This window comes from Kitasatospora sp. NPDC127067 (genome assembly GCF_042724755.1).
GTDB lineage: Bacteria > Actinomycetota > Actinomycetes > Streptomycetales > Streptomycetaceae > Kitasatospora > Kitasatospora lactacystinica.
Genome location: NZ_JBHXEM010000070.1, coordinates 24,173 through 44,719, shown reverse-complemented (window position 1 = coordinate 44,719; position 20,547 = coordinate 24,173). Strand labels below are relative to the sequence as shown.

The 20,547-nt window shown below is 75.4% G+C and carries 19 protein-coding genes, 1 tRNA gene and 1 riboswitch; of the genes, 11 read left to right on the top strand and 9 right to left on the bottom strand.

What is annotated here, in order from left to right:
• Nucleotides 1-196 (bottom strand): hypothetical protein (locus ACFWJ4_RS25690; RefSeq protein WP_380547385.1); only part of this gene is annotated, 196 nt, incomplete at its 3' end.
• A gap of 10 nt (nucleotides 197-206) precedes the next feature.
• Between ACFWJ4_RS25690 and ACFWJ4_RS25685 the strand changes: the two genes are divergently transcribed.
• A complete protein-coding gene (locus ACFWJ4_RS25685; RefSeq protein ID WP_380547382.1) occupies nucleotides 207-770 on the top strand; it encodes an NPCBM/NEW2 domain-containing protein in 564 nt (187 codons plus the stop codon).
• Between the two features lie 167 nt (nucleotides 771-937).
• Here ACFWJ4_RS25685 and ACFWJ4_RS25680 read toward each other — a convergent pair whose 3' ends face one another.
• The 3 genes from ACFWJ4_RS25680 to ACFWJ4_RS25670 all read right to left on the bottom strand — a co-directional run bounded on the left by ACFWJ4_RS25680 (nucleotide 938) and on the right by ACFWJ4_RS25670 (nucleotide 4,584).
• Entirely contained in the window at nucleotides 938-1,642 is a 705-nt protein-coding gene (locus ACFWJ4_RS25680) for a DsbA family oxidoreductase (RefSeq protein ID WP_380547379.1), read from the bottom strand.
• A gap of 98 nt (nucleotides 1,643-1,740) precedes the next feature.
• The gene (locus ACFWJ4_RS25675) at nucleotides 1,741-2,262 is read right to left on the bottom strand and encodes a universal stress protein (protein ID WP_380547376.1); all 522 of its coding nucleotides are present in this window, start codon (nucleotides 2,260-2,262) and stop codon (nucleotides 1,741-1,743) included.
• Between the two features lie 186 nt (nucleotides 2,263-2,448).
• Nucleotides 2,449-4,584: an asparagine synthase-related protein gene (locus tag ACFWJ4_RS25670; RefSeq protein ID WP_380547373.1), complete on the bottom strand. Its 2,136-nt coding sequence runs from the start codon at nucleotides 4,582-4,584 to the stop codon at nucleotides 2,449-2,451.
• Nucleotides 4,585-5,393: 809 nt separating this feature from the next.
• On the opposite strand from ACFWJ4_RS25670, the gene ACFWJ4_RS25665 reads away from it, so the two are divergent.
• From ACFWJ4_RS25665 to ACFWJ4_RS25635, 7 genes are all read left to right on the top strand, one after another.
• The gene (locus ACFWJ4_RS25665; protein WP_359913997.1) at nucleotides 5,394-6,821 is read left to right on the top strand and encodes an MFS transporter; all 1,428 of its coding nucleotides are present in this window, start codon (nucleotides 5,394-5,396) and stop codon (nucleotides 6,819-6,821) included.
• A gap of 438 nt (nucleotides 6,822-7,259) precedes the next feature.
• The gene (locus ACFWJ4_RS25660) at nucleotides 7,260-8,837 is read left to right on the top strand and encodes a TROVE domain-containing protein (RefSeq protein WP_380547370.1); all 1,578 of its coding nucleotides are present in this window, start codon (nucleotides 7,260-7,262) and stop codon (nucleotides 8,835-8,837) included.
• A gap of 304 nt (nucleotides 8,838-9,141) precedes the next feature.
• Complete coding sequence (trmB, locus tag ACFWJ4_RS25655; RefSeq protein ID WP_380547396.1) at nucleotides 9,142-9,927, top strand: tRNA (guanosine(46)-N7)-methyltransferase TrmB; 786 nt, start codon at nucleotides 9,142-9,144, stop codon at nucleotides 9,925-9,927.
• A 115-nt stretch (nucleotides 9,928-10,042) separates the two neighbouring features.
• Nucleotides 10,043-11,374, top strand: a complete 1,332-nt coding sequence (locus ACFWJ4_RS25650) for a PrsW family intramembrane metalloprotease (RefSeq protein ID WP_380547367.1) — start codon at nucleotides 10,043-10,045, stop codon at nucleotides 11,372-11,374.
• Between the two features lie 50 nt (nucleotides 11,375-11,424).
• A tRNA-Met gene (locus ACFWJ4_RS25645) sits at nucleotides 11,425-11,498 on the top strand.
• A 192-nt stretch (nucleotides 11,499-11,690) separates the two neighbouring features.
• Nucleotides 11,691-12,479, top strand: a complete 789-nt coding sequence (locus ACFWJ4_RS25640) for a hypothetical protein (RefSeq protein ID WP_380547364.1) — start codon at nucleotides 11,691-11,693, stop codon at nucleotides 12,477-12,479.
• Between the two features lie 463 nt (nucleotides 12,480-12,942).
• Complete coding sequence (locus tag ACFWJ4_RS25635; RefSeq protein ID WP_380547362.1) at nucleotides 12,943-14,103, top strand: hypothetical protein; 1,161 nt, start codon at nucleotides 12,943-12,945, stop codon at nucleotides 14,101-14,103.
• Here the strand turns inward: ACFWJ4_RS25635 and ACFWJ4_RS25630 are convergent.
• The 4 genes from ACFWJ4_RS25630 to ACFWJ4_RS25615 form a co-directional block, all read right to left on the bottom strand.
• Nucleotides 14,093-14,554 carry a GNAT family N-acetyltransferase gene (locus ACFWJ4_RS25630; RefSeq protein ID WP_380547359.1) on the bottom strand — a complete coding sequence of 154 codons (462 nt, stop codon included), beginning with the start codon at nucleotides 14,552-14,554 and terminating at the stop codon, nucleotides 14,093-14,095. The genes ACFWJ4_RS25635 and ACFWJ4_RS25630 overlap by 11 nt on opposite strands.
• 36 nt (nucleotides 14,555-14,590) lie before the next feature.
• Nucleotides 14,591-15,325, bottom strand: coding sequence for a hypothetical protein (locus ACFWJ4_RS25625; protein WP_380547356.1), 735 nt, complete (start codon nucleotides 15,323-15,325; stop codon nucleotides 14,591-14,593).
• 94 nt (nucleotides 15,326-15,419) lie between these two features.
• Nucleotides 15,420-16,160 carry a sensor domain-containing protein gene (locus tag ACFWJ4_RS25620; RefSeq protein WP_380547353.1) on the bottom strand — a complete coding sequence of 247 codons (741 nt, stop codon included), beginning with the start codon at nucleotides 16,158-16,160 and terminating at the stop codon, nucleotides 15,420-15,422.
• Nucleotides 16,161-16,369: 209 nt separating this feature from the next.
• Complete coding sequence (locus tag ACFWJ4_RS25615; protein ID WP_380547350.1) at nucleotides 16,370-16,960, bottom strand: GNAT family N-acetyltransferase; 591 nt, start codon at nucleotides 16,958-16,960, stop codon at nucleotides 16,370-16,372.
• Nucleotides 16,961-17,002: 42 nt separating this feature from the next.
• On the opposite strand from ACFWJ4_RS25615, the gene ACFWJ4_RS25610 reads away from it, so the two are divergent.
• Entirely contained in the window at nucleotides 17,003-17,878 is an 876-nt protein-coding gene (locus ACFWJ4_RS25610; protein WP_359913968.1) for a hypothetical protein, read from the top strand.
• Between the two features lie 141 nt (nucleotides 17,879-18,019).
• On the opposite strand, the gene ACFWJ4_RS25605 is transcribed toward ACFWJ4_RS25610, so the two are convergent.
• Complete coding sequence (locus ACFWJ4_RS25605; protein WP_380547347.1) at nucleotides 18,020-18,868, bottom strand: M23 family metallopeptidase; 849 nt, start codon at nucleotides 18,866-18,868, stop codon at nucleotides 18,020-18,022.
• A 12-nt stretch (nucleotides 18,869-18,880) separates the two neighbouring features.
• Nucleotides 18,881-19,039, bottom strand: a riboswitch (cyclic di-AMP (ydaO/yuaA leader).
• Nucleotides 19,040-19,248: 209 nt separating this feature from the next.
• Here ACFWJ4_RS25605 and ACFWJ4_RS25600 point away from each other — a divergent pair.
• Nucleotides 19,249-19,539, top strand: a complete 291-nt coding sequence (locus ACFWJ4_RS25600; RefSeq protein WP_359897908.1) for a YiaA/YiaB family inner membrane protein — start codon at nucleotides 19,249-19,251, stop codon at nucleotides 19,537-19,539.
• 130 nt (nucleotides 19,540-19,669) lie between these two features.
• On the top strand, nucleotides 19,670-20,497 hold the full coding sequence (locus tag ACFWJ4_RS25595; protein WP_380547344.1) for an alpha/beta fold hydrolase: 828 nt from the start codon (nucleotides 19,670-19,672) through the stop codon (nucleotides 20,495-20,497).
• Nucleotides 20,498-20,547 lie beyond the last annotated feature (50 nt).

The following is a 20,547-nucleotide window of genomic DNA, read 5'->3' as shown; positions in this document are numbered from 1 at the left end:
CCGCGCCCACCGCGGCCCCGGCCCCGGCCCCGGCTCCGGCGCCCGGCGCCGCCGATCCGGCCCCGGAGGCGCCCGCGGCGAGCCCCGCGGCCCAGCCGGCCGCCACCTCCCGGACTCCGCAGCCCGCCACCACCGGGGTGCCGGAGCCGGTCACGCCCGCGCCCAGCAGCTCGAAGGCGCCGAAGCCGACCTTCACTCCCCCGGTCGTGCCCGTGCCGACCCTGCCGCCGCTGCCCACGCCCGACGTCCCGGTGGTGCCGACGCCCACCCTGCCTCCGGTGCCGACCCCGACCGTCCCCACGCCGGTGCCGCCCGTCCTCAGTGACTTCTGGGGCAACTCGCTGCCGGTGCTCAAGCCCGGCAACAACCGGGTGCCGCCGCCCGAGCCGAGCATCCGGCAGAAGGGCAGCGACAACTTCTGGCAGCGTGACGGCGGCTGGATCGGCGGCGACTACCACCCGCACGCGATCACCGTGCACGCCCCGGCGACCACCGTGATCGACCTCAACCGCAGCTGCGCGTCCTTCGACGCGGTGGCCGGGGTGGACGACGCCACGCTCTCGCCGGGCAGGGTCGTCTTCTCCGTCCAGGGCGGCGACGGCAGCACCCTGTGGAGCTCCCGCGCGCTGGCCGTCGGCGACGACGCGGTGCCGGTGCACGTGCCGCTGGCCGGGCAGAAGTCGGTCAAGCTGGTGGTCACGCCGGTGAGCGGGATCTGGTCGGCGCTGAACGTCGCGGACTGGGCCCAGGCCCGCTTCCGGTGCTCGTGACGGGCGCGCGCTCCGGTCGGGCCTCCGGTCGGGCCTCCGGGTGGTCCGCCGGGTGGTCTTCCGGTCGGGCCTCCGGTCGGTCATGACGGAGGCCCGCTCCAGGAGTCCTGGAGCGGGCCTCGGGTCCGCGGTGCCGTGCGCCCGGGTCGGCGCCGGACGGCCGGGCGTCAGATGGCGCAGGAGCCGTCCGCGCAGGCCTCCCCGGCCGGGGCGACCTGCACCGGGGCGGGACGGCGCTCGCCGATCTCGGTGGCGACCTGGTCCAGCACCTTGCGGAAGGTCTCGGCGTCCTGGCCGCCCTGGACGGCCCACTTGCCCTCGAAGACGAAGGTCGGCACGGCGTTGATGCCCAGCTCGCGGCCCTCGGCCAGCTGGGCGTCGACCTCGGCGACGCCCTCGTCGCCCGCCAGGTAGGCGGTCACCCGGTCCCGGTCCAGGCCGACCGCCACGGCGACGTCGGTCAGCGCGGCGCGGTCACCGACGTCGACGCCGTCGGTGAAGTGCGCCTTCAGCAGCGCCTCCTTCAGCCGCCCCTGGACGGCCGGGCCGTACTCGACCTCGGCGAGGTGCAGCAGCCGGTGGCCCAGGAGGGTGTTGGCGTGCAGCGCGGCGTCGAAGTCGTACGTGATGCCCTCGGCGAGGCCCAGCTCGGCCACCCGCGCGTCCATCGCCACCGACTGCGGGCCGTAGCGCTCGGCCAGCCAGGCGCGGTGCGGGCTCGCGGTCGCGGGAGCGTCCGGGACCAGCTGGTACGGGCGGTAGACGACCTCGACCTGCTCCTTGCCCGGGAAGTCCGCCAGGGCCTGCTCGAAACGGCGCTTGCCGATGTAGCACCAGGGGCAAGCGATGTCGCTCCAGATCTCGACCTTCATTGCGGGGGGCTCCAGGGGGCGTCTTGGCGAATGTGTACAAGATGGGTGAACGGTGAACCATCTCGGTGCATTCCCGGCGGCCCGGTCCGTGGAGCGGATCACACCGCGGGCGGCGCCGGGACCACCAGCACCGGGCAGGCCGCGTGGTGCACCACCGCCGAACTCACCGAGCCCATCAGCAGCCGGGCGAAGCCGCCGTTGCCCCGGGTGCCGATCACCAGCGTGTGCTGCCGGGTCGCCGCCTCCAGCAGCACCTCGATCACGCTGCCCAGCACCACGTGCAGCGACAGCTCCCCCGCGTACGGCGCGGGGCGCTGGCGCTGCACGGCGGCCACCGAGCGGCGCAGCCCGTCCGCCATGCTCTCGACCAGCGTCTCCACGCTCTCCTGCACCAGCTCCGCCATCCCCGGCGGGTAGCCGGCCGGCGCCAGGTTGACCACGGCGAGCACGTACAGCGGCAGCCCGAACAGCTCGGCCTCCGTCATCGCCCGGTCGAGTGCCCACAGCGACCCGTCCGAGCCGTCGCACGCCGCCAGCACCCCCGGCGGCCGCCCCGTCGGCGGCCGGCCGAGCACCGACAGCACGACGGGCACCTCCCGCCCCGCGCTCCCACCGGCCACCGCGCACCCTCCTCGCCCCGGATCCACACCCCCGCCATCATCACCGCCGCCCCGACCCGGCCCCGGCAACCGCGCCGCAGGGCGGGGTGCGGGGCGGGCTCACGGTCGTGGGGCGGGCCGGCGGGAGTCGTCGGCGCGGGCTCCACAGGGTCAGGAGGCCCGACAGGCTCATCAGGCCCGACAGGCTCAGGAGGTGAGGGCGGGCCGGCGGGGGCTGGGCAGGCCGGTCCAGCAGGCGCCGTGGCGGCGGGCGCGGACCCGGCGGAGCCAGAGCTCGGTGGAGACGAGGTCGGCGAGGCCGGCGAGGTCCGCGGGGGAGAGGGGGGTGGCGGGGTCGGCCGAGTGGGCGAGGCGGGCGCGGACGGCGGGGAGGTCGATGAGGCCGGCTTCGGCGAGCAGCGGGGCGTCGAAGAGTTCGGCGAGGCCGTCGGCGGCGAGGCGCAGGCCCGCGCGGGCGGGGGCGGTGCGGTCGGGGCGGGGGCCGCGGCCCCAGTCGGGGGGCAGGTCGGCGCGGCCGGCGCCGGTGAGGACGGCGTGCAGGAGGGCGTGCCGGGCGCCGGGCTGGAGGCGGACGTCGTCGGGCAGCAGCCGGGCGGCGCGCACCACCTGGTTGTCGAGGAAGGGCGCGTGCAGCCGCTGGCCGGGCTGTTCGGCGGCGTGCACGAGCGTGCGGAACCCACGCGCCTGCCGGTAGAGGGCGTGTCGGGCCCGGTACGCGCCGGGGTGTTCCTCGGGCGCCGGTTTGCGCGCCGCCAGGCGGAGCCGCAGCGCCACCGAGGAGAGCGCCTCGTCGGAGAGCCAGCGGGCGGCCGGGCCGGGCACGCACCAGGCGAGGTCCACGGCCGAACGGGCCCCCGCCGTGCCGCCGCCGTCCGGGACGTGGCGGGCGGTCAGCTTGGCGGCCGCCTCGTCCAGCGCCTCGGCGTAGCGGACCCGGGAGAGCCGGTGCGCGGCCCGGAGCACGGTGAGCGGGGTGCGCAGCGTGCCGGTGAGCACGCCCGCGGCCGCCCGGTCGACGCCGGCCAGGGCGACGACCGGGGGCAGGAGTTCGCGCGGCCGCCCGGCCCGGACGAGGTCGGCGAGCCGGGCCGGGTGTCCGTCCAGGACCTGGCGGGCGCCGTAGCCGGTGAGGTGGTCGGTGCCGCCGGCGTCGAAGCGGGCCTCGGCCCGGGCGGCGGCGACGAGTTCGGGCCCGGGCTCGTCGGTGAGCCGGCCCGCCCGGGGGTCGGCTCCCGGCCCGGCGTACGGGAGGGTGTCCGGGCCGGGGTCGAGCACGGTGTGCCGCAGCCGCGGGGTGTCGGGGGCGAGCGCGAGGCCGGCCGGGGGCCCGGTCTCGCCGAGCGTGACGGCGGCCAACCGCTCGGGGGCGGCGGCCTCCCGGGCGGCGGCACGGGCCCAGGAGCCCTTGACCGCGCCGCTCCTGGCCCCGGCGGTGGCCGCCCGGGCCGCCGCGGTGGCCGCGGGCACCGGCGGCAGCGGGACGGCGGCGGCGAGCAGGGCGACGGTCGCGGAGGCCGTCCCGTACGAGAGGTCGACGCCGAGCCGGGCCCGTCCGACCGGGTCGGGGACCGGCGTGGTGGTGCGGACCCGGGAGCGGACGGACTCCAGCAGGGCGCGGGTGAGTTCGCGGACGGCGGGCGCCTCGTCGCGCGGCTGCTCGGCGCCGGCCGGGTCGTCGTAGCCGGACAGGTACGGGCGTCCGCCGCGGATGCCGAGCACGTGGCCGGGCGGCACCCGCTGGACGCCCAGGTACGGGGTGCCGGCGCCGAGCGCCTCGGGGGACTCCGGGCAGGCGAGCCGGGCGGCGAGGTGGCCGGTGTCCAGCGGGGCGCCGACCAGGTCGGCGAGCGGCAGGGCGGCGGTGGCGTACGCGGTGCCGCCGGCCCACGGGGTGTGGAAGACGGGCCGGGCGCCGGCGAGGTCGGTGAGCAGCAGGGTGGAGCGGGGGCCGGAGCGCAGCACGACGGTGTAGCTGCCGGGCCAGGCGGTGAGGTGGCGGACGGCGCCGCCGCGGGCGGCGGCGAGGCCGGCGGCGAGCTCGGCGTCGGTGGCTCCGCAGTGGCCGAGGACGGCGAGCCGGGTGGTGGCGGGGGTGTCCTCGATCCGGTCGGGCTCGGTGGGGCCGGTGCTGACCACGGCGGGGGCGCCGGGGCGGTGGGTGACCAGGCGGATCTCCGCGGGGCGCCAGTCGCCCACGGCCCAGAGCGGGTCGGGCCCGGACCACAGCGGGCGGGCGGCGATCGGCTCGACCCCGCCGCGCAGTTCGTGCGCCGGGGTGCCCGCGCTCGACGCACCCGTGCACCAGCCCGTCAGCCACCGCATCGCGCCTCCACCGGACGAGGACCTGCATCCGTGCGGCGCGTTCGCCGCCCGCCGGGCGGCCGGGTGGTGTTGCCGTGGCGGCCCGGGCGCGTCCCGGCGGGTCCCCGCAGCTCGGACGCGCCGTCAGGAGACATCGTGCCACCGCGGGGCGTCGCCGTGGCCGGTGTTCCGGGGTTCCGCCTCCGTTCGGACCGGCCGTTCGACGGGTCGCCGGGGCCGTGCGGGCAGGCACCGATGCGCGCGCGGGCCCGCTCCCGGCCGGAGCTCCGTCCGGTGCGCGTGGGCAAGTTCCGTCCGCCGGAAGGGAGTTCGATCCGTCCCGCGCTCCGGGGAGCGGGCGGGCCGGGCCTCCCCCTCCCCGGCCCGGACCGCCGGCGAAACGCCTTTGACATGGGCATCGCGAGATGGCCGAAAGGCGTCGCCCGGCCCGGGAGGGCATCCGCATGCCCTCCCGGACTTCACCACCACCCGCGGGGATTGAGGCGGCGGCGTCCCCCGGCCCGCCGGGTCCTCGACGGCAGGCCGACCCACGACCACCAGCGAATCGCCGACCAGCCGGTCGGGCCAGGGGGCACGGCCGGGCGCACGTGTACACGGGACCGGAGCACGACGCTCCGGCGCGCGGCGCGGTCGGCCGGATCCGAGCGGTCCGGACCAACTCCGGTGCGGCACGGCCGAGTGCGCGATCCCGCCATCCGGAATGCGACCTCTTAACCGTCGGAACGCGTCCGACTACGCTAGGTACAGCAGCTACGGCCCGGTGCCGCCCGGGCCCCGCGCACAAGGCCGCAGGAGGTGCAGCCGCCACCATGACCGTCAGCCCACGTGGACCGAACGAACGGCTCGGCACGCTCCTGACCCTCGCCCAGATCAGCAACGCCGGACTGGCCCGCCGGGTCAACGACCTCGGCGCCCAACGCGGGCTGACCCTGCGGTACGACAAGACCTCGGTGGCCCGCTGGGTCAGCAAGGGCATGGTGCCGCAGGGGCCCGTCCCGCACCTGATCGCCACCGCGATCGGCGGCAAGCTCGGCCGGCCCGTCCCGCTGGAGGAGATCGGCCTGGGCGACACCGACCCGGCGCCCGAACTCGGACTGGCCTTCCCCCGCGAGGTCGCCGACGCGGTCCGCTCGGCGACCGACCTGTGGCGGGTCGACCTCGACCTGCGCCGGGGCCCGGGCGGCGGCCGCTGGAGCGACAGCCTGGCCGGCACCTTCTCGGTCGCCGCCTACGCGACCCCCGTCTCCCGCTGGCTGATCACCCCCGCCGACGGCTCGGTGGCCCGCGAGGTGCCGCGCTCCCCCACCGACACCTCCTCCTACCGGGTCGGCCACTCGGACGCCGCCAAGCTCCGCGAGGCCGCCCAGGAGGCCCGTCGCTGGGACTCCAAGTACGGTGGCGGCGACTGGCGTTCGTCGATGGTGCCGGAGTGCCTGCGGGTGGAGGCGGCGCCGCTGCTGCTCGCCTCGTACAGCGACGCGGTCGGCCGCGCGCTGTTCGGCGCGACCGCCGAACTGACCAGGCTGGCCGGCTGGATGGCCTTCGACACCGGCCAGCACGAGGCCGCCCAGCGCTACTACATCCAGGCGCTGCGGCTCGCCCGGGCCGCCGCCGACGTCCCGCTCGGCGGCTACGTGCTGGCCTCGATGAGCCTCCAGGCGGGCTACCGGGGCTTCGCCGAGGAGGCCGTCGACCTCGCCCAGGCCGCGCTGGAGCGCAACCGGGGCCTGGCCACCGCCCGCACCATGAGCTTCTTCCACCTGGTCGAGGCCCGGGCCCAGGCCAAGGCCCGCAACGCGGCGGCGTGTGCGACGGCGCTCGGCGCGGCGGAGAGCGCGCTCGAACGGGCGCGCGCCGGGGATCCCGATCCGGCGTGGATGGACTTCTACGCCTACGACCGGCTCGCCGCCGACGCCGCCGAGTGCTTCCGCGACCTCGGAGTGCCCTCCAAGGTCCGGCAGTTCACCCGCGAGGCGCTGGCCACGCCCACCGAGGGCTTCGTCCGCTCGCACGGCCTGCGGCTGGTGGTCTCGGCCATGGCCGAGGCGGAGGCGGGCGACCTGGACGCCGCGGTCGCCGCCGGCGAGCGCGCCGTCGAGGTGGCCGGCCGGATCTCCTCGCAGCGCAGCCGGGAGTACGTGGTGGAGATGCTGCGGCGGCTGGAGCCCTTCCAGGGGGAACGCCGGGTGCGGGAGCTGACCGAGCGGGCCCGGGCGGTGATCGTCGCTCCGGCGTGAGCGGACGGGACGGCGGTCCGGCGGTAAATGGAGTGCGGTGACGGGAGGGGCCTGGCTAGGGTTTCTCTCGTCCAGGTGCGCAGGCAGAGGTTACTTCCACTCTTAATGGGCGTGTCGCGGGTTCGAGTCCCGCCGCTGGTACTCGCCGGTGTAGCTCAGTCGGTAGAGCAGCTATGTCACCTCAGCCGCCTTCGATCTCTGGACACCCACACGTGAATAGTTCGTCCGCACCTCCCGGTGCGACGGCAGCGGTTACTTCTTGGTGAGGCGCCCCCAGGGCGCTGCGGTTCGAGCCCGCGAAACACCGCCGCCACTTTTTGATCTCGGGAGGCAGCTCTTCGTGGTGCCCGGGTCCGCGTCAGCCATGACGGCCCCGGGCACCGCTGCCGCAGCATGCCTCCCTCCCACTGACACCAGCACGCCGAGGGGGGCTTCCGCATGTCCAGGTTCAACTTCCGCAGGGCCAAGGCCGGTCCGAGTTCGCCGGTGGCCACCACCGGCGAGCGCACCGTCAACCACAACGGCGGCCCCGGCTTCGTCCGGGACCGCAAGTCCGAGCTCTTCCTGCTGGCGATCGCCAACATGGTCGGCCAGGACACCTTCCACGAGCGCGGCGGCGAGCGCGACGACCGCTACACCGCGCTGGTGCGCGAACTCGCCGTCGCCGAGCCGGAGTGGACCGTCGGGCTGCTGCGCTGGCTGCGCTACGGCGCCCACATGCGCACCGCCGCCCTGGTCGGCGCCGCCGAGTTCACCCGCGCCCGGCTGGACGCGGGCGCCCACGGTCACTCCCGGCAGGCCGTCGCGGCGGTGCTGCGGCGCGCCGACGAGCCGGGCGAGCTGCTCGCCTACTGGACCTCGCGCTACGGCCGGGCGCTGCCCAAGCCGCTCAAGCGCGGGGTCGCGGACGCCGTCCGGCACCTGTACGACGCCCGCTCGCTGCTCAAGTACGACACGGCGGGCAAGGGCTACCGCTTCGGCGACGTGATCGAGCTGACCCACCCCTCGCCGGACCCGGCGAAGGAGTGGCAGGGCGCCCTGTTCGCGTACGCGCTGGACCGCAGGCACCGCCCGGACGAGGCCGTCCCGCCGGCCGCCGACCGGATGCTGACCGCCAACCGCGAGCTGCTGGCGCTGCCCGTCGAGGAGCGCCGGGCGGCGGTGACCGCCGAGGGCGGCGCCGCGCGGCTGGCCGCCGCCGGGCTGACCTGGGAGGCGCTGGCGGGCTGGCTGCAGGGGCCGCTGGACGCGGACGCCTGGGAGGCGGTCATCCCGTCGATGGGTCCGATGGCGCTGGTCCGGAACCTGCGCAACTTCGACCGGGCCGGGGTCTCGGACGCCGTCGCGGCCGAGGTGGCCCGGCGGATCTCCGACAAGGGCGAGGTGCGGCGCTCGCGCCAGTTCCCGTTCCGCTACCTGGCCGCGCACCGCAACGTGCCCTCGCTGCGCTGGGGGCACGCGCTGGAGACGGCGCTCGGTCACTCGCTGGCCAATGTGCCCGAACTGCCCGGCCGGACGCTGATCCTGGTGGACCGCTCCGGTTCGATGTTCGACCGCTCCGGCGGGCCGACCGAGCTCAACCGGGCGGACTCGGCGGCGATCTTCGGCACCGCGCTGAAGGTCCGGGCCGCCGAGGCGGACCTGGTCGAGTTCGGCACCACCAGCCAGGTGGTCGACGTCGGCCGGGGCGAGGCGGTACTGCGTGTGCTGGAACGTTTCTCCGACCTCGGCGGCACCAACACCGCCGACGCCGTCCGCACCCACTACCGCGGCCACGACCGGGTGGTGATCGTCACCGACGAGCAGACCGGCCCCGGCCACTGGGGCGGCGACCCCCTCGCCGCCGTCCCGGCCCACGTGCCCGTCTACACCTGGAACCTGGCCGGCTACGCCCCGGGCCACGGCCCCAGCGGCGGCGCCCACCGGCACACCTTCGGTGGCCTGGGCGACGCGGCCTTCCGGCTGATCCCGCTCCTGGAATCCGGGGCGAACGCCGGCTGGCCCTGGGAGGAGTAGCGGATCAGCGGGACGGTCCGGGCAGGGGAGCCCGCGCCGACCGGGCCCGGCCGCGGCAGCGAGGGGACGGCCGCGGCAGGAGCCGGCGTCGGTCGGGGGGCCGACGCCGGGAGGAAGGGGAAGGAGCCGTCACGGGGGTGCGGCTCCTTCCCCGTTCCCCGGCCGCCGACGGGTGGGCCGGGCACCGGCCGGGCCGGTGGATGAGCCCGGTCACAGGCCCGGCCGGAGAGCCCCGACAGCCCCGTAGACTCGGGTGATTGTGACTGCCACCGCCCCGATCCCCCAGCCCTCGCCGTCCGCCCGGATGTCCGCCGCGCCGGCCGCCTACCCCGCGCCGATGTACCCGCACAAGGCCACCGAGGCCCAGCACCGCGAGCGTCGCATCCGCAGCTTCCAGCCGCGCCGGGGCCGGATGACCAACGCCCAGGCGAGCGCCCTGGACCGGAGCTGGGAGACGTACGGCATCCCCATCGACGGCACCCCGCTGGACCCGCGGGAGCTGTTCGACGGCCTGCCGGTGACCCTGGAGATCGGCTTCGGCATGGGCGAGACCACCGCCGCGATGGCCGCCGCCGACCCGGCCATGGGCATCCTCGCCGCCGACGTGCACACCCCCGGCCACGGCAACCTGCTCGGCATGCTGGAGCGGGACGGCTCCCACAACGTCCGGACCGCCGCCGGCGACGCGGTGATCCTGCTGCGCGACATGCTCCCGGACGCCTCGCTGGCCGGTCTGCGGGTCTACTTCGCCGACCCGTGGCCCAAGCCGAAGCACCACAAGCGCCGGCTGGTCCAGCCCTCGTTCCTCGACCTGGTGCTGCCCCGGCTCGCCCCCGGTGCGCTGGTGCACTGCGCCACCGACTGGGAGCCGTACGCGGAGCAGATGCTGGCCGTGCTGTCCGCCTCGCCGGAGCTGGAGAACCTGCACCCCGAGGGCGACGGGACCGGCTGGCTGGAGCCCGGGGACCACCCGGACGGCAGCATTCCGGGCTACGCCCCGAGGCCGGACTGGCGTCCGGTCACCAAGTTCGAACGGGCCGGGATCGCCAAGGGGCACGTCGTCCACGACCTGCTGTTCCGCCGCCGCTGACCCTCCGGCACCGTTCGAACGGGCGGCCGCGCGGCGGCCGGACGGGCGGGCCCGGGAGGGACGGTTCGTCCCGACTCCTCCCGGCGGGCCGCCGCCGTGGCCTACCCTGTGCCGCATGGGCAGCCCGTCCGGCGGCGGGTTCCGGACGGGCGGTCGCACGACGGTTCGAGCAGCCGCCGACGCACCGGAGACGGTCCCGAGCACCGGCGACACCCGGACCATTCCGGGGCCCCGGAGGCACCGGGCGCATCGCCTGCTGCCCCGGCCGGGTACCGCCGCCGCGCCGCTCCCGGCCGTCGACCACGTCCTCCGCGCCGGCACCACCGCCCCCGGGGCCCCGCCGGGCCGCAGCCGCTCGGTGGCGCTCTCCTCGGTCACCGCGACCGCCGTCCTGACCCTGATCGGCTGCGGGGTGCTGATCCTGCACCTGGTCCAGCGGCAGACCGGCACCGTCGGACTGCTGGTCGGCCTGGGCCTGGCGGTGGTGCCGCTGCCGTTCGTGCTCGGCGGCCTGGCCTGGCTCAACCTCACCGCCCGGGTTCCGCTGCGGCACACCGTGTTCTGCCTCGGCTGGGGCGCCTGCGCGGCCACCACCGTCGCCATCCTGGCCAACAACTGGACGGCGAGCTACCTGACCCGGCACCGGGGCCCGTTCGGGGAACTGCTCGGCGCCGGGATCGCCACCCCGGTGATCGAGGAGACCGCCAAGGCCACCGCCCTGCTGGTGCTCCTGCTCCCGCTCGGCCAGCGGCTGCGCTGCCGCGGCCGCCGCACCGGACGCCCCTGCGCGCCGCTGCTGCGCCGGTCGCCCGCGCCCCGGAGCCCCCGCCCGCACACGCGCCACCCGGTCGGGCCGCACGCCCGCGGCCGGCCGCGCCTGCGCCCGTACCTCCGGCCGTTGCCGTACCTGCGCCCGGCCCCGCCCTCCGGGGCGCCGCACCACCGTTCCCGGCCGCGCACCCTGGCCGCCGGGGTGGTGCTCGGCGGGATGACCGCCTGCGGCTTCGCGTTCACCGAGAACGCCCTCTACCTGGGCCGGGCCTTCAGCAGCGACCAGCGGCAGCGGCTGGACAGCATCGGCCTCGGCGACCCGCCCAGCCTGCGCGACTTCGACAGCACCGTGCAGACCTTCGTGCTGCGCGCCCTGCTCTCGCCCTTCGCCCACCCGCTGTTCACCGCGCTCACCGGGATCGGCCTGGCCGTCGCCCTCACCACCGCGCGGCGCTGGCTGGCCCGGCTGGCGGTACCGGCCGGGCTGCTGCTGGCGATGGCGCTGCACGGAACCTGGAACGCCGCCGCCGACCTCGGTACGGACGGCTTCCTGGTGGTGTACGGGGCGCTGATGGTGCCCTGCTTCGCCGCGCTGGTCGCCTTCGCGGCCTGGGCGAGGTGCCGTGCGGCCCGGCACCCGGCACCCGGTCGGCGGCGGGTCGCCAGGGCGCCCTGAAGAACCGATTTCCCATATCGGCGACTTCCCCGTATTGTTGTGTTCACCGACGCGGGGTGGAGCAGCTCGGTAGCTCGCTGGGCTCATAACCCAGAGGTCGCAGGTTCAAATCCTGTCCCCGCTACTCAGTAGCCGAAAGGCCCGGAGGATTCGTCCTCCGGGCCTTTCGCGTTCCCGGGTACGAACGAAAGACGGTCCTGCCACGAAGCTGTAACAGCGGCCGGTCCCACGATCACCTGTCAGGGTCCTGAACCATACTGAGGAAAAATTCATCTCATTGGGGGGCTGTTCGGGCCACCCGGACAGGAAGAACCACATGCTGTCGAAGCGACTGGTCAGCACCGCCGCGATCTGCCTCGTCCTGGCGGCCGGCACCGCGGCGTGCGGCAGCACCAAGAGCGACGGGACGGGCGGCGACGCCAAGGCGGGTGCCGCGCAGAAGCTCGACACCGACAAGCTCAGCGCCCAGGACATCGCGAAGCAGGCCAAGGACGCCCTGGCCTCCGCGAGCTCCCTCAAGATGGTCGGCACCGTCGACACCGGCGAGGGCAGCATGGAGCTGAACCTGGCGCTGGACAACAAGAGCCAGTGCACCGGCACCATGGCGATGCCCGGCATGGGCAAGTTCGAGATCATCAGCGACGGCAAGACCTCGTACGTCAAGCCGGACAAGGACTTCTGGACCAACGTGGGCGGCCCGAACGGCGCCAAGGCCGCCGAACTGTTCAAGGGCCGCTACCTGACGGGCTTCGAGAGCGACCCGTCGATGGGCTCCCTGATCAGCGTCTGCAACCTCGCCGAGTTCAGCAAGAAGATCACCGCGGACAAGAGCGGCAACGACAAGGTGGAGAAGGGCTCCGCGGGCAACGTCAACGGCGTGAAGACCTTCAGCCTTAAGGTCGCCGACTCCAAGGGCGAGCTCACGACCATGCAGATCGCCACCGAGGGCAAGCCCTACCCGGTGCGGGTCGAGCACTCGGGCGCCAAGGACGGCAACGGCAAGATCGACTTCAGCGACTTCGACAAGCCGCTGACCATCCAGGCCCCGTCGGCCGACAACACGGTCGACTTCACCAAGCTCCAGGACCAGCTCAAGACCGCCTGAGCAGCGGATCCGGGCGCGCCCCGCACGGCCGGCACCGGGGCCGGGCGGGGCTCCGCGAAATAATCCGTTGCCCTCCGTCCGGCGGGCTGCCTATCGTGGCAGCACACTGAAAGGAGGTGATCCTGAGTTGAGTTCCATCAGGATGCGTGAGGTGGCTGCTCGCTAGAGCCGCCCCTGCCTGCGCAGGATGAGGCCCCTGGCCTCCGGCAGGCGAAATCCACAGCAGTCACCCGGCCCGCGGTCTCACCGGTACATCCCCGGTGCCTCGGCGCCCGGCCAGTGCACGGGCCGGCGCGGAGGAGCAGTCCGCGGGCCGTCTGCGTTCCCGGGGAGCTTCCGGCACGATTCCGGAGGCTCCCCGCGCCGTGTCCGGGGCAGCGGCCGGACGTTTCCGCAAGGGGGCCGCGGCGCTAGAGTCGGCGCGCGTTCCGGAGCGGAGCGACGCGGACACAGGGGGTGGGCGATGGCGAAGGCACGACGACCGGGCGGCGGCGGGGCGACGCTGCGGACGGCGCAGTGGGGCGCCACCGGGGTGCTGGCCGGGACGGGACTGCTCGGACTGCTGCTGTTCGCACTCGGCCGGGAGCACGCCTGGCAGGTGCTCGGCGGCGGGCTGGTGGTGATCGGGGCCTCGGTGGTGCTCGGCGGCGGGCTGGGCTTCCTGTTCGGGGTGCCCCGGGTGCGCGGCGGGGCCGCTGCCGGCGAGCCGCAGGGCTCGTACGCGCCGAACACCAATCTGGAACAGGTCTCGGACTGGCTGACCAAGGTGCTGCTGGGCGTCGGACTGACCCAGCTCGGCTCGCTCGGCGAGCGGCTGCACGACCTCGGCGCGGCGCTGGCGCCCGCGCTCGGCGGCGGCCGGGACGTGGCGCCGTTCGCGGCGGCGCTGGTGCTGTACTTCCTGGTCTTCGGGTTCCTGGCCGGCTGGCTGGTGACCCGGCTGGCACTGCCGCAGGCGCTGACCGAGACCGACCAGGCGCTGGACCTCTTCCTCGCCGGGCAGGACCGCGACCGGCACGGCGACAAGGTGGGCGCGGACGACCTGCGGGTCCGCGCGATGCAGCAGCTCGGGCTGCTGGGCGGCAGCGCGGAGCGCCCGGCCGCGCTGGCCGCGCAGCTGCCGCCCTCCTCCGGCGCGCCGGCCGGGCCGGAGGGCGTGGTGGCGGAGGTCCGCTCGACCGCGCGGCGTTCGGCGCTGACCGCCGACCAGGTGCGGGCCCTCTTCGCGGACGGCTCCGAGGGGCGGCGGATCCAGGCGCTCGCGCTGATGCAGGGCGATCCGGCGCTGGCGGACCTGCCGAGCGTGCTGGACGCGATCGAGCGCCCGCGCTCGGGCTTCGAGCAGTACCACGCGCTGCTGGCCGCCCGGGGGCTGCTCTCCCGGCTGCCCGCCGCCGGGGAGCAGCGGCTGCGGGACGCGGTGGCGACGCAGCTGGTCGACCCGCGGGGCATTCCGTACGGGTCGGACCGCAGTTGGCTGGCGGAGAAGATCCTCTCCCGGCTCCCGGCGCCGGTCCTCGTGCCGGAGCGGCCGGCACCGGCCGGGCCGCAGGCCGCCCCGGTGGTGCCGGCCCAGCCGGGCGGACCGGTCGGACCGCCGGCCGAGGGCACCTCTAACCGGTGAACTCCGGGACGGTGAAACGCAGTTCGGGACGGTCCCAGGTGATCCTCCCGCGCGCGGGGCAGGTGCCGACGCGTTCGGCGCCCACCCGCAGGTAGAAGCGCTCGGCGGGCGGGTTGGAGACGACCCGCACGGCGGCGATCCCGGCTCCGCGGGCGAGTTCCAGCATGTGCGCGATCAGCGCGCGGCCGGTGCCGAGCCCCTGGGCCTCGTCGGCGACGAACATCAGGTCCAGTTCGGCCGGTTCGCGGATCAGCCCGTAGAAGCCGAGCAGCCGGCCGCTGGCCGGGTCGGCGGCGAGGAACACCTCGTGGCGGGCGATGTACTCGGGCGTCACCCGGTAGCCCTCGATCATCGGCGCGTACTCGCCGTGATAGGCGGAGGAGGCCTGGATCAGTTCGGTGAGCCGGTCGGCGTCGGTCCCGTCGGCGCGCCGGATCGTATTGTCGGTCATGCGGGCGAGTATAGGAGTGCCCCCCGACAGTGACTATTACCGGAGCGCCCGGCGGCGGTGGTCGGCGGCCCGCAGCACCAGGACCCGCCGGGGTCGGCCGCCCACCGGCCCGGGGTAGCGGCGGACCTCGCTGCCGATCCGTCGCTCGCCGAGCGCGTACCGCAGCGGGCCGAGGTGGCCGCAGCGCCGGCCGTACCCGTCGTGCAGCGGCTGGACCCGGACCTCGCCGTCCGGGGAGGTGACCCGGACCAGCTCGGTCAACGCCGCCAACTGGCTTTCGGGGCCGAAGAGTTCGGGGTAGGCGAAGAGCAGGTAGCCGCTCAGGGTGAGGGCGAAGGCGCCGTCCGCGAAGGGCAGCCGGGGCAGCGCGGCGGCCACGTACTGCTGCGGGTGGGCGGCCGAGTCGGCGGCGAACAGCAGGCGGGCGCGGTCCCAGCTGCGCAGGTAGCGCTCGGCGCGGTACGGGCGGGGCGAGGGGTAGAGCTGCGGGCGGTCGGCCATCGCGGCGGCCATCGCCGCCCGGGCGGCCACCGCGGCGGTCGCGACCGCCGGCAGCGGCAGCGCGTACGCCGGATCGACGGCGATCACCCGGCAGCCCAGCCCGCGCGCCTCGGCGGCCAGGCCGGCCGCGCCGCCGGGGCAGTCCAGCACCGGGCCGGGCAGGGCGGCGAGCCGGGCCCGGGTGAGGCCGAACAGGGCGCAGTACTCGTCCAGCGGCCGGGAGGTGACCAGGACGCCCGGGGGAACGGCGGGTATGCCGACGGCGGCCACCCGGCCATCCGAACACGCGACGGCCCCGCCCGCATCCGGAGGCGTCCGGGGTGCGGGCGGGGCGCGGGCGGGGTCCTCGGCCGGGGCCGGCCGGTCAGCGGCCGAGCAGACCCTGGGCGGCGACCCGGTTGACGTTGGTCAGGCCGCGGACCAGCTGCGTGGTGAGGAGGATCAGCAGCACGCCGAGGAGCGAGAGCCCGGCGATCTGCCAGGGCGACTGGACGTCGTACACGTGCCGGATGCCGTGGCTGTCGTGGAAGTCGAACAACCGGTACCCCTTCCAGGAGGTGTACGTCGGGAAGACCCAGTGGTACACGGGGTAGAGCGCCAGCGCCCAGCCGAGCAGCAGGAACACCAGCGTCACCGCGAAGCTGAGCACCGCCCAGGGGAACATCACCACCTGGTACAGCACGGCCTTCCAGCCGGCCCCGTCCGCGAGCCGCGCGGTGACCGCGCCCCAGCTGCCCTGGCGGACCCGGCGCACCGGCGCCGGGCCGGGGACGTCCAGGGCCAGCATGCCGCGCACCCGGGCCCGCTCCAACCGGCCGAAACCGCGGGCGACGCTGGTCAGGGCGCCCAGCACGGGCAGGCCGATGACGGTCACGAAGGTGCCGAGGCCGAGGCAGAACAGGGTGATCGAGACGACGAAGCCGACGATCGCCACCGGCAGGCCGCTGAGCGCGTAACCGACCTCGCGGTAGTAGTACGCCGAGAACGGCGCCCGCCACACGGCCGGCCGCCGCTCGGTCCGGCGGACCCGGGCCGGGCGCGGGTCGTCACCGTGACCGCCCAGGACGTCCCACTCCCGGTCCTCCATGCTGCGGCTGCTGCTCATGCTCCCGGCCCCCGGCCCCTCGTACTGTCGGTCGTTCGTCCCGCTGACAGGCTCCAGTCTGGTGGACGGGCCGGCCGGCCGGGATCCGGAGGCCTGGCGGATCCGGGGTGGGGTTAACCCCCCTCCACCGGGCGGCCGCTGGAGGGGGGTGAGCCGGTAGAGGGGGGTGAGCCGGTGGGGGGTCGGCCGGTGGTCCGTGGCCCGGGCGGTCAGCCGGTCGTCCGCCCCCGCGTGCACGCCCCCGGCCACTCGTCGGCGAGCAGCGCGTAGAGGAACGAGTCGGACCAGACGCCGTCCTTGAACGCGTCGTGCCGCAGCCGGCCCTCCAGCCGGAAGCCCAGCCCGGTGAGCACCTTCACGGAGGCGGCGTTGTCCACGGCGACCCGGGCGGCCAGCCGGTGCAGGTCCAGGGCGCCGAAGGCGAAGTCGCAGAGCAGGCCGACGGTCTCGCCCGCGTAGCCGCGGCCCCAGGACGCGCGGGCCAGCACGCACCCGAGCTGAGCGGCGCGGTGCCCGTCCAGGGTGAGCGAGGCCTGCCCGATCGGCGTCGCGTCCGCCGGCTCCTCGGCGTCGGCGAGCCTGGTGACGGCGAGCCGGTAGGTGTCCCGCTCCTCGGCCATCGCCTCCTCCAGGTAGAGCTCGATCTGGTCGGCGCAGTCCTCCCGGCCGCTCGGCCCGAAGGGCAGGTGGCGGGTGACCTCCGGGTCGCCGAACAGCGCGTGCAGCGCGTCCACGTCGTCCTCGGTGAGGTGGTACTCGCGGACGGCCAGTCGCGGGCCGGTGAGTCGTACGGGGACCATGGCTGCCGACCCTATCCCCGCCCGGCGGCTACCGTTCGGACTATGAACGACGAAGACCTGCGGCTCGCCCCCCGCACCAAGGCCGCCGACCTGCTCGCCTGGGCGGCCGGGCAGGACCGCGCGCCGGTGGCCGAGGCGCCGCTGCGCGCGGTGCTGGCGCTGCTGGAGCTGGGCGACGGCAGGATGCACGACGGCTGGCCGGAACTGACCTCCGACGCGGTGGAGCACCTGCTGTACGAGCGGCTCCACCTGTACGTCCAACCCGCACCCGAGGAGGACCCGCTCGCCTACGGCGACGCCGTCCGGCTGCTGATCGACCACCAGCGGGCGGCCCGGCGGCTGAACGCCAAGCGCCAGGAGCGGCTGCACGAGGAGGCCGAGTGGCAGGGCGAGGTCGCGGCCGGGCTGCTGCGCCGCGCCGACCTGGTGACCTGGCCCCGGCTGTACGCGGTGCTGCTGCACGCGTACGGGGTGGACGTCACGGACGGGGCGGCGGTGCGGGACTGGCTGGCCGGCTTCGCGGAGCTCGCGGAGGAGGACCGGCTGGCCGCGTACGAGGCGCTGGTGCCGGCCGGCTGGCTGGACGAGCCGGACGAGCAGGGCTGGGGCCCGGGCCGGGTGCTGTCGGTCGGCATGGCCACGGACGGCGCCCGGCGGCTGCTGGAGCAGGGCCTGATGCGGCGCAGCTACCGCAACCTGGCCGAGCTGACCGCGCAGGGGCGGCCGATGCCGGACGAACTGGCCGGCGACTTCGGGCAGTTCGAGGAGGCGGCGGTCGACGCGGCGCTCGACCTGTTCGGCGGGTGGACGGTGCCGGGGCTGCCCCGGCTGCTGGTGACGGAGTTCCCGGAGCTGGCGCCGGAGCCGGGCCAGGAGGAGATCGAGGCGTACCTGGCGCAGCTGCCCGCCGAGGAGTGAGACCTCGCACGAAGGCCCCGGCCCGGAGCGGCTGCTCCGGGCCGGGGCCTTCTCGCGTGCACGTCGGGTTTCTCGCGCGGGTGCGCGGGCCTCTCGCGGGTGCGCGGGCCTCTCGCGGGTGCGTCGGGTTTCTGGCGCGGGTCAGGGGTTGAGGCCGCGCTGCTGGAGCCAGGGCTCCGGGTCGACCGGGGCGCCGCCGCCGGGGCGGACCTCCATGTGCAGGTGCGGCCCGGTGACGTTGCCGGTCGCGCCGACCTTGCCGATCTGCTGGCCGGGGGCGACCTTGCCGGAGCCCTTGGTGATCGAGGAGAGGTGGCAGTACCAGATCTCGGTGCCGTCGGGCAGGGTCTCGACGATCCGGTAGCCGTACGAGCCGGCCCAGCCGGCCGAGGTGATGGTGCCCTGGCCGAGCGCGTAGACCGGGGTGCCGGTGTCGGCGGCGAAGTCCAGGCCGGTGTGCAGGTTGGCCCAGTAGCGGGCGCTCTGGCCGTAGTGGGCGGAGAGCCGGTAGTCCTTCACCGGGAGGGTGAGGGCGGCGGCCTTGACCCGCTCGGCCTCCTCGGCGGCGCGCTTGGCCTCGGCCTCCTTGGCGACGGCCTTGGCCTCCGCCTCCTGCGCGGCCTGGAGCCGGGCGGTCTCCTCGGCGGCGGTGCGCTGGCTGTCGGCCTGGTGCTGGATGCGGGCGGCGAGCGCGAGGCCGGGGTCGGCGGAGAGGGCGACCAGGGTCTCGTCCGGGGCCTCGACGGCGGGGGCGGCGGCCGGGGTCGCCGAGGCGAAGCCGGTGGCGCCCAGGGTGGCGGCGACGGCGGTGACGCCGAGCAGTGGGGAGGCTCCGCGGGTCTGACGCGGCATCCGGTGGCGGTTGGTCTCGACCTCCGAGGGGAAGTCCTCCGGGCCGAAGGCCTCGGGGCCGTCCGTGCCGGGGTGGTCGAGGAGCTGGGTACCGGCTGCGAAGCCGGCCGGGTGTGCCGGGGTGTGCGTCGACGCCACGGAGGCGCGCTCCTTTCCTTCCTTCGCGCCTACCGGGTTAGCTGACGGGTTCGGAGCAGGAAGGTCTCCTACGGCTGGGCCGGGGCCCCGCCGATTCACCCCAAGGAACGTGGTTCCCCGGCTCCCTGACCTGCCCGGAGGCGGGTCGGCGGGATTAGGCGACGGCGCACGGTGCCGTCTGGGTACGGCGTTGACAACCGCGCTGCGTTATCAAACGTTAATCCTAGGAGGCTCTGATTCCAAGCCATCCGTTCGGAGCAGCCTAGGGCAAAGTGATCGGACGTCAACGAACGACACCGGCGAACACCCCCCTGGCACACGGTCCGATCTGAGTACTCCTACTCATGTGCGCCCCGGCCGGGCGGCCACATCCTGGCGCCATGAGCACATCGATGCAGACCCGCACCACGGCCGCGTACCACATCCAGGCCGTCCTCTCCTTCGCCCTGTCGGGCGTCGCCCTCGCCGTCGGGATCGCCTACCTGCCGGTCGGCGGATGGACCAGGGCCTTCCTCGGGATCGGCCTCCTCTACACCGTCACCTCGGCGTTCACGCTGGCGAAGGTGATCCGGGACCGGCAGGAGTCCAACGAGATGGTCACCCGGGTGGACCAGGCCAGGCTGGAGAAGCTGCTCAGCGAGCACGACCCGTTCAAGGTGGAGGGAGTCTGATCGCCCCTTCCACTCCTTCCGCTCCAGCCCTCGCCCGGCCGTCCGCTTGACGGCTAAGGCTATTAGCCTTAGCTTTATGGCTATCGGCCCGCACGCCGATGTCCCGCACCGGCGGCCCGAGGAGGACCCCATGAACGGCACCACCACCCCGAGCACCCAGTACCTGACCGTTCCCGGCGGCCGGATCGCCTTCGACGACACCCGGCAGGGCGACGGCACCCCCGTCGTCCTGCTCCCGGGCATGCTCGACAGCCGGGCCGCCTACCGGCACCTGCGCCCGCTGCTCGTCGCCGCCGGCCACCGCGTCGTCACCGTGGACCTGCGGGGCTTCGGCGAGTCCTCCGTCGAGTGGGACGACTACGGCCCGGCCGCCATCGCCGGCGACGTCCTCGCCCTGCTCGACCACCTCGGCATCGAGCGCGCCGTCCTCGCCGGGAACTCCTACACCGGGGCGACCGTCGTCAGGGCCGCCGGCGACGCGCCCGAGCGGGTCGCCGGGATCGTCCTGCTCAACGCCTTCGTCGAGAACCCGCCGCCGGGCGCCCTGATGCGCGGCGTCATGGGCCTGATGGGCGCCGCCCTCGTCCACTGGCCGGCCTCCTGGGGCTTCTACCTGCGCCGGATGGCCTTCCCGGGCGCCAAGCCCGCCGACTTCGACGCGTACGTGGACGGACTGGTCGCCGCGCTGCGCACCCCGGGGCGGAAGACCGCCACCCGCGGGTACGTCCACGGCGACTCGGCACCGGTCGGCTGGACGGCCGCGGTGCGGTGCCCGGCCCTGGTGGTCATGGGCAGCAAGGACCCCGACTTCCCGAAGCCGCAGCTCGTCGCCGACCGGCAGGCCGCCGCGCTCGGCGCGCGCAAGGTGATGATCGAGGGGTCCGGGCACTACCCGATGGCCGACAACCCCACGGCCACCGCCGACGCCCTGCTGCCGTTCCTCGCCGAGCTCGGCTGAGCCCCGCCCGTCCCCACCGCCCGCCCCTGCCTGGCCCCGCCCGATCCACC